Raw genomic sequence first — 13,965 nt, forward strand, 5'->3', positions numbered from 1 at the left:
TTTTAACGTTATCTTTTAAACAGTAAAGTAAAATTTACATACGGCCATGTTTATTTATATAACAAATCTTATATATTTCATAAACATATACACTTTCAATAATATTTCATTAAAATAATTCAATATAATTAGATTGCCAAAGCTTCTAAAATATAAAAAATATAACCTTATTTAACTTAAATTAATAATATTTTTTGATGTTCAATTTAATAACAATGCTAAATATCATGAAATTTATACAATAACTATTCCAATATAATAAATATTTAGCATAAAAATCTAATTTATCCATCTTGCGTTATTTTTCGACGGAAAGACAAAACGCAATTTAACCTTCAAAAATTTTTCATTTTATAAAATAATTTAAATTAACATTTATGTGTAAAAATAATAAAATTTGTAAAAGTTTCATAAATAATTCTTTCGTATATTTTCTTTTATAAAATTTCATATTTTTTTGTATTGTATGAATAAATTTTTAAAAGTTACTGACGACTGTCAATTCCATTCCAAAACTGAGCCACAGTTGTGGTCTAAAATTGAGCCACCCTATGAGCGGTGTTTCATCCGGTAAGAATCATTGCCCGTCTCAAAAATATCACAGCAATAAGTCAGGCGGTCCAGTAAAGCACCCGTCATCTTTTCATCCATAAACAGTTTCACCCATTCGCTAAAGGCCAAATTGGTTGTCATGACAACACTCGTCCTTTCATGCAGTTGGCTCATCAGATGAAACAGCAGCGCACCGCCTTTCTGACTAAACGGCAGATACCCCAACTCATCAAGAATCAACAAATCGTACCGACATTGCTGCTCGGTCAGTTTCAGACGGCCTTCGTCTTTGTCTGCTTCCAATTTGTTGACCAAGTCCAGTACATTCCAAAAACGTACCCTAAATCCTTGTGTCGCCGCTTCGATACCCAATGCTGTGGCAATATGCGTTTTGCCCGTACCCGGTCCGCCTACCAACACCACATTACGCTTCTGTCTGATATAGTCCCCGCCCAAAAGCAGTTCCAATGCCGGACGGTGTATCAAACTCTGCTCAAAATCGAAGTCGGCCAAACTGCGGTGTTGCGGAAACCTTGCCTGGCTAATCCGGTTTTGGATACTCCTTGCGGTTTTGGCTATATGTTCGGCAGTCAACAACCGCTCCAGAATATCCAGCGTACCCCGTTTGCGACGGATGCCGTCCACTACGATTTCATCCCACTGCTCCGCCATCGCACCGAGTTTCAATTCTTTCAACAGTCCGGCCAGACGTTCATGCTGCATGATGCTTCTCCTTCATCGTATCCGTTTGTTTGCCCGACAGACTCAGTAAGCGGTCATAACGGCTGCAATCAACTGACGGCGGGACGGTAAGCGGGATGTCCCTAATATGGAAACGGGGTGGAGGCGGTTCTTTCAGACGGTTGATGATGTTCAAGACTGCCTCCGGAGTCGGCATACCTTCGTCCAATGCCAATTCCGCTGCCGTCAATGCCAAGTCGGCATCGTATTCGGCCATCAGGTTCAGCAGTTTGACCATTACCCGGTCTCCTTTGGGCTGCTTAAGCAAACAGGCTTTCAGACGCTCTATGACGGGCGGCAGTACCCAGCCGATAAAAGCCCTGCCGTCTCTTAACGCTCCGGGTTTCTTTTGCAGATAGGGCAAAAAATGCCAAGGGTTATAGCTGATGCCGTCTTTCACAAAGCTGCGCGGATGTTCGGCAATACAGTCGGTATCGCTACAAAAGCGGACGGTCTGTGCGCCGATATAAACCCTAACCGTATTGCCCGCCCATTCGACCGGTACGCTGTAACGGTGGCGTTCGACGGTAACCAAAGATTGGTTGCTGACTTTGAGTATCTCCAAACGTTCTGCCGGATAGGGACGGAAAGCAGCCAACGAATGCTTCTCCCTTTCCCATATGTCGTTAACCGGCTGCCTGTATTCGGGATGTTTGTGCTGCCGCATCAGCCGCAGGCATTGCTGTTGCAGGTAGTCGTTGAGAGAGGTAAAGGAATCAAAAGCCAAAGTCGGCTTGAACAATCTTTCGCGCAGGTGGCGTATCTGCCGCTCGACCTGGCCTTTCTCCCAGCCGGAAGCCGGGGTACAGGCAACCGGTTCAATGAGAAAGTGGGTCATCATCTGTAAAAACTGTGCGTTAAACTCTCTCTCCTTGCCTTTGCCGATGCGGGTAACGGCGGTCTTCATATTGTCGTAGATACCGCGGGCAGGTACGCCGCCGAAGAAAGCGAATGCGCGGTTGTGCGCATCCATCAACATGTCGGCTTTCTGATTGGGATAAGCACAAACGAAAAAAGCCCTGCTGTGGCATAAGCGGAAATGAGCGATATTTACCTTAACGGTCTGTCCGGCCAAACAAACGGTTTCGATACTCCAGTCAAACTGATAAGCATCACCCGGAGCAAAAGCCTGAGCCATAAAGACCGGAACCGGCTTGGGTTGGTGCTGTTGGCGGAATTTGCGGATAAATACGGCAACGGCACTGTACTGTCCGGCATAACCGGCATCTTTGAGGCGTTCGAAATGTCGACGGGCAGAAAGGTGTTGCTGTTTGGGCAGCCGGGCTTCTTGGAGCAACTGTTGGGTCAACACGTCAAGAAAAGGACCGAGCTTGGGGTAATGGGTTTGTTCTCTGCGGTAGACGGGGGGTTCGACTGTGGCGTGCTGCAGATATTTGGCGACTGTATTGCGGGAGAGTTTGAGTTGTTTGGCGATTTCACGTTGTGAGAGTTTCTGTCGGTGAAAAAGCCGGTGCACTTTTGCGATGGTTTCCATGCATAACATCCAGGTTGGGCTCCGCTGTGTGATAGAGCGGAGCAGTTTATAACAAACGGAGAGTGGCTCACTTTTGGAGCACAACTCCCCGTTTCCCTGGCTCAGTTTTGCACGATATTTAACAGACGACTGGAAATATCATCCAAGCTGTATTTTTAAGAGCAAAAATGATTCATATCTTCTATCTACTTAATAAAGCATTCCCACATTGATGATAAATCCAATCAATTTGAACAACCAAAATAAAAACAAAAAAGCCGAACTCTGATCTAATCAAAGTCCGGCTTTTTCATTTAAGCTAACTAACGAATGCTGGTTCCTATACGGCTCATATCACGGAAATTCATCCAAATGAAAAAGGCTTTTCCAACGATATATTTATCGTCTACAAAACCCCAATAGCGGGAATCAGAGCTGCCGTCCCGATTGTCTCCCAACACAAAATAGTGGCCTTCGGGTACTTTACAAGTAAATCCACTGCCATCAGCAGCATATTGGCAATTTTCAATCAAACCGCTCTGCAAGCCGGCTTCTAACATTCTGTGCTGTACGAAATTCACTGCATTGACATCTACAGCCGGAATATCATCCATCTTCAGCACATCAAAATCATGATCGAATACCGATGCCTGATAAATTTTCGCCTCACGAGTCAGCGCAGGATCTTGATCATCGGGATAAGAATAGGTGCCTTTAAGTATGTCTTTCTCCCTAACGCCGTTAATCGTCAGTACCTTATCCTGATATTCGATAACATCCCCCGGAACAGCAACGATACGCTTGATGTAATTGATCTTAGGATCTTCGGGATAATTGAATACGGCTACATCACCACGTTGGATTTGGCCGGTAGGAATCAACACATTATTGATAATCGGTGTGCGGATACCGTATGCAAACTTATTCACGAGAATGAAATCGCCCACCACCAAACCGGGGCGCATCGAGCTGGAAGGGATCTGAAACGGCTCGGCAACAAATGTACGCAACACAAACACCACTAAGATAATCGGAAAAAATCCACCCAAATAATCGGTAAAGTGGTTGTTGGCACCATGATATTCTGCGTGCTTTTTCAGACGGCCTTTATGTACGAACCATATCGCGCCCGTTATCAATACGAAAATCAATAAAACAGCGGTGAAGCTCATAAAAGCGGACAATATGCCAAACAGGCCGACCATCATCAACAGATAGCCCCATTGCAACGAATTGCTCCACTCACCGTTTTCTTCGCGCTCTTTATTGCTTTTGGCAAACAGCACCAAGCCGACAACCAAAGCGGCTATCGCACCGAGTATCAAAGCTTTACTCATTATTTATCCCCAACTTGCAAAATAGCCAAGAACGCGCTCTGCGGAATTTCCACATTGCCGACCTGTTTCATACGGCGTTTACCGGCTTTTTGTTTTTCAAGAAGTTTTTTCTTACGCGTGATATCGCCGCCGTAACATTTGGCCAATACGTTTTTACGCAGGGCTTTTACGGTTTCGCGGGCGATAATCTGGCTGCCGATTGCCGCTTGTACGGCAATATCGAACATCTGACGCGGAATCAGTTCGCGCATTTTCGCCGCCAATTCGCGGCCGCGGAACACGACATTGGAGCGGTGGACAATCAGGCTCAAGGCATCGACTTTTTCGCCGTTCACCATAATATCCAGCTTAATCAGATCGGCCGCTTGGAATTCTTTAAACTCATAATCCAACGAAGCATAGCCGCGTGAAGTGGATTTGAGCTTGTCGAAGAAGTCCATTACCACTTCGTTCATCGGCAGATCGTAAGTGAGCATCACTTGGCGGCCCATGTATTGCATGTTTTTTTGTACGCCGCGTTTTTGGTTGCACAAGGTCATCACCGCACCCACATATTCCTGCGGCACCAAAATCGTAGCCGTGATAATCGGCTCGAATATCGTGTCGATACTGCCGACATCGGGTAGTTTGGACGGGTTTTCCACTTCGATTTTTTCGCCGTTTTTCAGCAATACTTCATATACCACCGTCGGCGCGGTGGTAATCAAATCCATATCGAATTCGCGCTCCAAGCGTTCCTGCACGATTTCCAAATGCAACAGCCCCAAGAAGCCGCAGCGGAAACCGAAACCCAAGGCTTGGGAAACTTCCGGCTCGAATTTCAGCGAAGCGTCGTTTAATTGCAGTTTTTCCAAAGCATCGCGCAAGGCTTCGTAATCGTGGCTTTCCACCGGATACAAACCGGCAAATACCTGCGATTGAACCTCTTGGAAACCGGGCAGAGCTTTTTCGGCAGGATTGGCTGCCAAAGTAATGGTATCGCCAACTTTGGCGGCATTCAATTCTTTAATACCGGTAATCAGGAAACCTACTTCGCCGGCTTTTAATTCTTGTTTTTGCACCGATTTCGGCGTAAACACACCAAGTTGCTCCGCCTGCGTTTCGGCTTTGGTGCTCATAAACAGCAGCTTGTCTTTCAGTTTCAGACGGCCTTCTTTAACGCGGATAAGCATCACTACGCCAACGTAGTTATCAAACCACGAATCGATAATCATGGCTTGCAAGGGTGCATCTTCATCGCCTTCGGGAGCGGGAATTTTGGCTACGATTTCTTCCAACACGTCTTCCACACCCAAGCCGCTTTTGGCCGAACAAGTTACTGCACCGACAGCATCGATACCGATGATGTCTTCGATTTCCTGCGCCACGCGGTCGGGGTCGGCGGCGGGTAAATCGATTTTATTCAGCACGGGCACCACTTCCACACCCAAATCAATCGCGGTATAGCAGTTGGCCACGGTTTGCGCTTCCACGCCTTGCGAAGCATCCACAACCAAGAGCGCGCCTTCGCAAGCAGATAACGAGCGGGAAACTTCGTAGGAAAAGTCGACGTGTCCGGGGGTGTCGATCAGGTTGAGCTGATAGGTTTGCCCGTCGCGCGCCTTATAGTTCAGGGCGGCGGTTTGCGCTTTGATGGTAATGCCGCGCTCTTTTTCAATATCCATCGAGTCCAGCACCTGCGTGCTCATTTCGCGCATTTCCAAGCCGCCGCAATATTGGATAAAGCGGTCGGCCAGTGTGGATTTGCCGTGGTCGATGTGGGCGATAATGGAAAAGTTTCTGATGTTTTTCATTGAGTTAGACATGCTGCTCGTTATTCTCTGTGAGGCCGTCTGAAAACAGGAATAATGCAGTTTCAGACGGCCTGATAAATCGGAATCAAATAGCTGCGTATTTTAGCTGAAAAAAGCAGTTTGGGCTAATTCAGACGGCCTGAATGCTTGCAGGCTAACTAAATATAAATGCCGTTTGAAATGAAAAGATGAATATGTGATTTTGTGCAGATTAAACAAAAAAACAGCAGGCACTTACCTGCTGTTTTCTATTCATTCATATCGAAAATTCAAGATTTATTTTTCTACGAATTGACCATAAGACATGATTCGGTCGAAACGGCGGGTAAGCAGATCAGCCATGGGCATATCTTGAGCCGTGCGCAATTGGTCGGTCAGCACGTCTTTTACCCGCTTCGCCATTTCTTCGTGATCACGGTGCGCGCCGCCTAAAGGCTCTTCGATAACGCGGTCGATCAAATTCAAGTCTGCTAACCGTTTGGCGGTAATGCCTAATGCTTGGGCGGCATCGGCAGCTTTCTCGGCGGTTTTCCACAAAATGGAAGCACAACCTTCGGGAGAAATCACCGAATAAGTCGAATATTGGAGCATGTTCACATAATCGCCCACGGCAATCGCCAATGCACCGCCGGAACCGCCTTCACCAATAATGGTACACAAAACCGGCACATGCAGTTTAGTCAATTCGTAGAGGTTGCGGCCGATGGCTTCAGACTGGTTGCGCTCTTCGGCACCGATGCCCGGATAAGCGCCCGGGGTGTCAACGAAAGTCATCACAGGCAGATGGAATTTTTCTGCCATCTGCATCAAACGCAGCGCTTTACGGTAGCCTTCTGGGCGGGGCATACCGAAATTGCGGCGGATTTTTTCTTTGGTATCGCGTCCTTTTTGATGTCCGATAACCACTACACTTTGCCCGTTGAAACGCGCCAAGCCGCCGATAATGGCGTGGTCGTCGGCATAATGGCGGTCGCCGTGGAGTTCTTCGAAATCAGTGAAAATGGCGTTGATGTAATCCAGAGTGTAAGGACGTTGGGGGTGGCGCGATACTTGCGATACTTGGGCGGGAGTCAGTTTGCTGAAAATCGACTTGGTCAAATCGGCGCTTTTCTTTTGCAGGCGGACGATTTCTTCAGAAATATCTACGGCTGATCCGCCTTGTACAAAACGCAACTCATCGATTTTTTTGGTTAATTCGGCAATAGGTTGTTCAAAATCCAAGAAAACGGGTTTCATAATTCATGCTCTTATCAATAGGATTCGGACGTAATCATACGCTAATCAAAGCAGTTTCGGCAGTATTTTGTCGCGTTTCATCTGACCTTTTGCCTGATTAATGTGCAGTACCGTTATTCAAAACGGCTTTTATCTCTATTTCTCCGGGGGTTTAGTGCAAATACTCGCACTGCACCGAATCCTGTATCTTATGCTAAACTCGCCGACACTTCAATCACACGACACGAATATGAAAAACGACAACAGCAATACGGCAATGCGGCTGGATAAATGGCTGTGGGCGGCGCGTTTTTTCAAAACCCGCGCGCTGGCCCAGAAGCATATCGAGCTTGGTCGGGTGCAGGTGAATGGTGCCAAAGTGAAAAACAGCAAAAACATCGCCACCGGCGACGTGATCGACCTTACTTTAAACTCGCTGCCCTATAAAATCACCGTATTGGCGCTCAACCACCAGCGCCGCCCCGCTCCCGAAGCGCGGCTGCTGTATGAAGAAGACAAGCAGACGGCCGAAAAACGCGAGGCACAAAAACTGCTCGACCAAGCCAGCCGCGTGAGTGCCGCGTATCCCGACGGACGGCCAACCAAACGCGACCGACGCCAAATTGAAAAAATCAAGCGCGGCGAATGGTAACGCTGGATTCTTTCTTTTGAACGCCAAAAAGATAATCTTCAACCGACATCCGCATGTTTAGGCCGTCTGAAAATACCGTCGGCCTTCATGTGATACCAACACCGTTAATCCGCAACGCAGCAAGTATTTGTTGCGTATAATCCGCGCAATATTCATATTTCCCTAACACTATGATGACTCCCGCCCAACTTGACCACACCGCCGCCGTGCTCGCCGCCATGCTAACGTTCAAACAGCCTGCCGATGCCGTGCTTTCCGTTTATTTCCGCGAACATAAAAAACTCGGCCGCCAAGACCGCCACGAAATCGCCGAAACCGCATTTGCCGCCTTGCGCCATTATCAAAAGATTTCTGCCGTACTGCGCCGCCCTCATGCCCAAGCCAAACCGGCGGCACTGGCGGCTTTGGTACTGGGGCGCGGTGCGAACATCAGCCAACTGAGCGATTTGATCAACGAAGAAGAACGGGAATTCTTAAGCCGTCTGAAAAGCCGCAAAACCGAGTTTTCAGACGGCCTCAACACAGCAGCGGAATTGCCTGAATGGCTGGTCAAACACTTGCAGGCGCATTACAGCGATGAAGCCATACTCGCATTCGGACGCAGCATCAGCCGCCCCGCCCCGTTGGATTTGCGGGTTAATATTGCGCAAGCCAAGCGCGATAAGGTGTTGGAAAGTTTACAAAACAAGGGTTTGGCCGCCGAAGCCACGCCGTTTTCTCCTTGGGGCATCCGTCTTCAAGATAAAACCGCGCTCAACAAACATCCTCTGTTTTTGGACGGCACGTTGGAAGTTCAAGACGAAGGCAGCCAACTGCTCGCCTTGCTCACCGGCGCCAAGCGCGGGGAAATGGTGGTGGATTTTTGCGCAGGTGCCGGCGGTAAAACGCTGGCGATCGGCGCGATGATGGCGAATAAAGGCCGCATTTACGCATTTGATATTGCCGAAAAACGCTTGACAAACCTCAAACCGCGCATGGTGCGCGCCGGGCTGACCAATATTCATCCCGAACGAATCAGCAGCGAACACGACCCGCGCATAGGCCGTCTGAACGGCAAAGCCGACCGCGTGCTGGTTGATGCGCCCTGCTCCGGCCTCGGCACCTTGCGCCGCAATCCCGATTTGAAATACCGCCAATCGCCCGAAACCGTATCAAATCTTTTGGAACAGCAACACAGCATTCTGAATGCGGCGGCAGCGTTGGTGAAAGCACAAGGCCGCTTGGTGTACGCAACGTGCAGCATCTTGCCGGAAGAAAACGAATTACAGGTTGAGCGTTTTTTAAGCGAACACCCTGAATTTGAACTGTTGGACTGCGCCGAGTTGCTGCGCGCCGCCAAAGTGAACGGTTTGAACACCGGCAAATACCTGCGCATGGATACGGCGGAACATCATACCGACGGTTTCTTCGCCGCGGTGATGCAGCGTAAAGGCTGATGCAATGTAAAGACTGAGACCTTTGCAAAACCCCCAGATGCGGATGCAGTTCAAGGCGTAGCAGCGCAGCGAGTGCAGACATATCATATAGATAGGTAAACGAGCGAGCAGCGTACAACGCAGAAATGCGCCGCAGATGGGGTTTTGCAAAGGTCTCAGGCTGATTGTTTAGTCAAATCATAAAAGTCAGAAGCATTGAGGCCGTCTGAAAACATTTTCAGACGGCCTCAATATTATCTAACAGGCTTATTTCATCAGGTTTTTCAATACCAAAGAAGCCAAATCATCCAAGCCGAAACCGTCGGCGTCTTGAGCCGAACCGTTTGGCGTGGCGCTGTCCACCAAATTGGGCAGATATTGAGCCAACAAATCACTGGCTTGGCCGCCTTCCATGCCGAACTTGGAGGCGATTTGGTCGATCAGGCTGCTGCCCAAAGCGGACTGCAAATCGTTGCCGGACACGCTTTGGTTGCTGCCGTTGGAAATCCAGCTTTCCAACGCGCCGCCCAAACCGCCCTGCTGCAATTGGTTGATCAAATTGCCGACGCCGCCGCTTTGGCGTACTAAATCTAAAACCATTTGAATCGCGGTGTTTTGCTGGTTGCTGCCGCCGATGGCCGATGCTGCCGCGCTGAGCAATGAATCCATTAAAGCCATGATGTGTTCTCTCTTATGTGGGTGAAAAAATGGGAAGTGTAGCAAAAAATAAGGCAAGGATAAGTTGCTTTATTTGATTTCAGGCAGGCCGTCTGAAAAATATTGTTAGTTTCAGACGGCCTCTCCGTCTGCTTCTCTGCCGTTGAAATATTCCGCCGCGCCGCCTTCAAAAAAGCCCTGCAAAATCGCTTGAGCGGCCACTTGGTCGAGCACCTGTTTCTGCTTTTTGCCGAACACCTGCGCTTCGGCCAGCAGGCTTTCCGCATACAGCGACGACATACGCTCGTCCACCCAATACACCGGCAGATTAAAACGGCCGTGCAGGCGGCGGCCGAATTTGCGGCTCAGGCGGGTTAACTCGTGTTCCGTGCCGTCGGTGTGAACGGGCAAGCCGACGACGAAATGTTTGGGCTGCCATTCTTTCACGAGCTTGGCGATGGCTTCAAACTTGGCATCGTTGCTGTCGCCCGTTACCGTGCTGATGGGATGCGCCGTGCCTACTTCGGCATCGCCTTCGGCCACACCGATGCGCATTTCGCCGAAATCAAACGCCAGCGTTGTGCCGCGCGGCGCTTTAAGCATGGCCGGCACCGTTCATAATCAGGCTGGGATTGATGCCGACTTTGGCAAACGCAGCTTCATAGCGGTCGGCATACGGCAGGTCGAACAGGATTTTGGTGTCGGCAGGCACGGTCAGCCACGCATTGGCGGCCAGCTCTTCTTCCAACTGCCCCGCTTCCCAGCTGGCATAGCCTATGCTGACCACGGCTTTATCCACCGCATCGGGCTGCGCGAGATTTTCAATGATGTCGCGTGAAGTCGTCAGCGCCACATCGCTGTTCACAATCAGGCTGTTCTGCCAATTACCCACCGGCGTGTGCACCACATAGCCGCGGTCGATTTGAACAGGCCCGCCCATCATCACCCACTCGTTTTGAAAACGCTCGGGAATATTGGTATCGGCGGCGGCGAAAATCAAATCCATCGTTACCGGAGAAGGTTTGTTGATCACGATACCCATCGCGCCTTCTTCGTTGTGTTGGCACAAATATACGACGCTGCCTTCAAAAAACGGATCGTCCATTGACGGCATGGCTACCAGAAAATGGTCTGCGAGATTCATGTTATCGCTCGTAAAGTCAGTGAATAAAAGTAGAAATGGGGTTTATGTGATTTTTTACAAGGCGGGGAATCTGCAAAATCGTTGTGATGAATGCGAATGAATCGAGGCCGTCTGAAATCGGTTTTCAGACGGCCTCAATTCACTTTTAAAATCAGAGTTCTCCAATGGTAAAAACCTAGCGGAACAAATCCATCACTTTGGCAAACACCATCACCACGCCGTACAGCAACGGCACGCCCGCCAACGCCCAACGCCACCACACACGCACGCCGCCGTGCGACACTTCTTCTGCAGTGAGATACGCATCGGAAAGCGTGGTTTCATCATCGGGGTTATGACTTTGCGCCGCGTCTTTCACACTTTTATCGTGGTGTTTTTCATGCACGGGTTTAACGAGCAGATTGCACACCAAGCCCACCACCAACAGCGCCGCCATGATATACATGGTAATGCTGTAAGCCTGTGCCGCCGGTACGCCGCTGTCGATTTGGCCTTGACGGATGTAGTTGACCAACACGGGGCCGAGTACCGCCGCCGCCGACCACGCCAGCAGCAAACGGCCGTGAATCGCGCCCACTTGGTAAGTGCCGAACAAGTCTTTCAGATAGGCCGGAATCGCCGCAAAACCGCCGCCGTACATCGACATAATGATGCAGAAACCCACCACAAACAGCGCCTTGCTGCCGCTCTCGCCGATAGACGGAATGGCAAAATAAAGCAGCGAACCCAACACAAAAAATATTGTGTAGGTATTTTTGCGGCCGATTTTGTCGGAAATGCTCGACCAGAAAAAACGGCCGCCCATATTAAACAAGCTCAGCAAACCCACGAAACCGGCTGCTGCCGCCACGCCCACCGCCGCGCCTTGTCCTACCGAAGCCTCGGAAAACAGCTCCTGAATCATTACCGAAGCCTGACCCAACACGCCGATGCCCGCCGTTACGTTCAAACACAAAATACAGAAAAGCAGCCAAAACTGCGGCGTTTTAATCGCCTGCGCCGCATTTACATGGCTGCTACTGACCAATTTCTTGGCCTTCGCCGGCGGCACAAAACCTTCGGGTTTCCAGCCTTCGGCGGGCACGCGGATGGTAAACACGCCGAAGAGCATGAAAATAAAATAGAAAATACCGAGCACGACAAAGGTTTCCGCCACGCCGGTGGAGCTTGCGCTGCCAAACGCGTTCATCAAAGCCACGGATAAAGGCGAGGCCAACATCGCACCGCCGCCGAATCCCATAATCGCCAAACCCGTTGCCATGCCCGGTTTGTCTGGAAACCATTTCATCAGCGTCGATACCGGCCCGATGTAGCCCAAGCCCAAGCCTACGCCGCCGAGTACGCCGTTGCCCAGATACAGCAGCCACAGATTATGGGTGTAAACGCCCAGCGCCGACACCAAAAATCCCAAGCTGAAACAGCAGGCGGCAACAAACATGGCTTTGCGCGGCCCTACCCGTTCCATCCAAGTGCCGAACATCGCCGCCGACGCACCCAGCACCGCCAAAGCAATACTGAACACCCAACCCACCGTGGTCAGCTTCCAGTCGCCCGGAGCCGATTCGGTGATGCCGATAATTTTGGTAAGGGGGGCATTAAACACGGAATAGGCATAAATCTGCCCGATAGACAAATGAACCGCCAATGCGGCGGGCGGCACCAGCCACCGGTTGAAGCCGGGAGCGGCCACGGTGTTGGCTTTATCTAAAAAAGACATGAAATTCCTTCGGATGATTGAATGTGTGTGAGATATGAAAAACAGTTGGCCGCTGCGCCAAAGCACAAACCACTGCCGTTTCGTCCACACCATTTTTAAATGAATCATATTTTATCAAAACATCGCTTCCCTTTACGGAAACCGACAGTGATTTTATTTGCATCCCAACATGCATCAAATTCATGCAGCCCGCCAAGCTTGAGGCCGTCTGAAACTTATTACGCATACACGGGTCGAACACAGTTCAGACGGCCTCAAGCCGATAAATTGCAACATTATTATTTCCAAGCATTCCAATGTAAAGCATCTGCTTTACATTCTTTACTTTTACATATATTAAAATTACGTTATATTACAATAAACTTTACCCCCCTGAAACGACAGCCCGAAAGGATACCTTATGCAGACACAAGCCGTTATCGACCATATTGTCGGTTGGTTGAAAGACTACGCAGCCAAAGCCAAAACCAAAGGCTTTGTAGTGGGCGTATCAGGCGGTGTGGATTCAGCAGTCGTATCCATTTTGGCCGCACGCACCGGCCTGCCGACTTTGGTGCTCGATATGCCCATCCGCCAAAAAGCTGACCAAAGCAGCCGTTCCAAAGCCCATATCGAAAACCTTCACCAGCGTTTTCCCAACGTACAGAGCATGTATATCGACCTCACGCCTACGTTTGACACTTTTGCAGAAACGGTCGAAGTAAACGAAAACGACTATCCCGCCAAGCAGCTCGCCCTAGCCAACACCCGCTCGCGCCTGCGTATGCTTACCCTTTATTACTACGCACAAATCAACGGCTTTTTAGTTACCGGCACCGGCAACAAAGTAGAAGATTTCGGTGTCGGCTTCTTCACCAAATACGGCGACGGCGGCGTCGATATCAACCCTATCGGCGACCTGCTGAAAACCCAAGTTTACCAATTGGCCTCAACGCTCAACGTGATTGAATCCATTCAAGTGGCCGCACCGACCGACGGCCTGTGGGACACCGACCGCACCGACGAAGAACAAATGGGCGCCACTTACCCCGAGCTGGAATGGGCCATGAGCGTTTACGGCTGGAACCGCCCGGAAGACTTCGAAGGCCGCCAGCGCGAAGTGCTGGAAATCTACACCCGCCTGCACCAAGCCATGCAGCATAAGGTCAACCCGATTCCGGTCTGCACCATTCCGCATGATTTGATTTCTTCTTAAAAAAACGTCCGACGTTTAAAAGGCCGTCTGAAAAAATATTTCAGACGGCCTTTGGCGTAACAAGCATTGGTTG

General features: G+C 49.7%; 12 protein-coding genes. 3 read left to right on the forward strand and 9 right to left on the reverse strand.

Going from position 1 to position 13,965, the window contains the following annotated elements; translation table 11 throughout:
* Positions 1-549 precede the first annotated feature (549 nt).
* From istB to LVJ85_RS07650, 5 genes are all read right to left on the reverse strand, one after another.
* The gene (gene istB / locus LVJ85_RS07630; protein WP_370686940.1) at positions 550-1,278 is read right to left on the reverse strand and encodes an IS21-like element helper ATPase IstB; all 729 of its coding nucleotides are present in this window, start codon (positions 1,276-1,278) and stop codon (positions 550-552) included.
* Entirely contained in the window at positions 1,265-2,797 is a 1,533-nt protein-coding gene (gene istA / locus LVJ85_RS07635) for an IS21 family transposase (protein ID WP_182073206.1), read from the reverse strand. The genes istB and istA overlap by 14 nt, the downstream gene beginning before the upstream one ends.
* A 293-nt stretch (positions 2,798-3,090) precedes the next feature.
* Entirely contained in the window at positions 3,091-4,104 is a 1,014-nt protein-coding gene (gene lepB, locus LVJ85_RS07640) for a signal peptidase I (protein WP_304653897.1), read from the reverse strand.
* Positions 4,104-5,897, reverse strand: coding sequence for a translation elongation factor 4 (lepA, locus tag LVJ85_RS07645; RefSeq protein ID WP_244743122.1), 1,794 nt, complete (start codon positions 5,895-5,897; stop codon positions 4,104-4,106). Before lepA ends, lepB begins: the two co-directional genes overlap by 1 nt.
* A 276-nt stretch (positions 5,898-6,173) precedes the next feature.
* Positions 6,174-7,133 (reverse strand): acetyl-CoA carboxylase carboxyltransferase subunit alpha, encoded by a 960-nt coding sequence (locus LVJ85_RS07650; RefSeq protein ID WP_244738481.1) that lies wholly within the window; start codon positions 7,131-7,133, stop codon positions 6,174-6,176.
* 229 nt (positions 7,134-7,362) lie between these two features.
* On the opposite strand from LVJ85_RS07650, the gene LVJ85_RS07655 reads away from it, so the two are divergent.
* Together LVJ85_RS07655 and LVJ85_RS07660 are read left to right on the forward strand one after the other, a co-directional pair.
* Positions 7,363-7,764, forward strand: a complete 402-nt coding sequence (locus LVJ85_RS07655) for an RNA-binding S4 domain-containing protein (protein ID WP_115133272.1) — start codon at positions 7,363-7,365, stop codon at positions 7,762-7,764.
* Between the two features lie 173 nt (positions 7,765-7,937).
* Positions 7,938-9,200 carry an RsmB/NOP family class I SAM-dependent RNA methyltransferase gene (locus tag LVJ85_RS07660; RefSeq protein WP_244743124.1) on the forward strand — a complete coding sequence of 421 codons (1,263 nt, stop codon included), beginning with the start codon at positions 7,938-7,940 and terminating at the stop codon, positions 9,198-9,200.
* A 246-nt stretch (positions 9,201-9,446) separates the two neighbouring features.
* Here the strand turns inward: LVJ85_RS07660 and LVJ85_RS07670 are convergent, their stop codons facing one another.
* The 4 genes from LVJ85_RS07670 to LVJ85_RS07685 form a co-directional block, all read right to left on the reverse strand.
* Entirely contained in the window at positions 9,447-9,857 is a 411-nt protein-coding gene (locus LVJ85_RS07670) for a YidB family protein (protein ID WP_085362924.1), read from the reverse strand.
* Positions 9,858-9,968: 111 nt separating this feature from the next.
* On the reverse strand, positions 9,969-10,439 hold the full coding sequence (gene ruvX / locus LVJ85_RS07675) for a Holliday junction resolvase RuvX (protein ID WP_244738484.1): 471 nt from the start codon (positions 10,437-10,439) through the stop codon (positions 9,969-9,971).
* On the reverse strand, positions 10,432-10,980 hold the full coding sequence (locus LVJ85_RS07680) for a YqgE/AlgH family protein (protein ID WP_085362926.1): 549 nt from the start codon (positions 10,978-10,980) through the stop codon (positions 10,432-10,434). The genes ruvX and LVJ85_RS07680 overlap by 8 nt, the downstream gene beginning before the upstream one ends.
* 175 nt (positions 10,981-11,155) lie before the next feature.
* A complete protein-coding gene (locus tag LVJ85_RS07685; RefSeq protein WP_244738486.1) occupies positions 11,156-12,697 on the reverse strand; it encodes an OFA family MFS transporter in 1,542 nt (513 codons plus the stop codon).
* 400 nt (positions 12,698-13,097) lie between these two features.
* Here LVJ85_RS07685 and nadE point away from each other — a divergent pair, with 400 nt between their 5' ends.
* The gene (nadE, locus tag LVJ85_RS07690) at positions 13,098-13,892 is read left to right on the forward strand and encodes an NAD(+) synthase (protein ID WP_244738490.1); all 795 of its coding nucleotides are present in this window, start codon (positions 13,098-13,100) and stop codon (positions 13,890-13,892) included.
* Positions 13,893-13,965: the final 73 nt, after the last annotated feature.

It is taken from the genome of Neisseria sp. Dent CA1/247, assembly GCF_022870825.1.
GTDB lineage: Bacteria > Pseudomonadota > Gammaproteobacteria > Burkholderiales > Neisseriaceae > Neisseria > Neisseria zoodegmatis.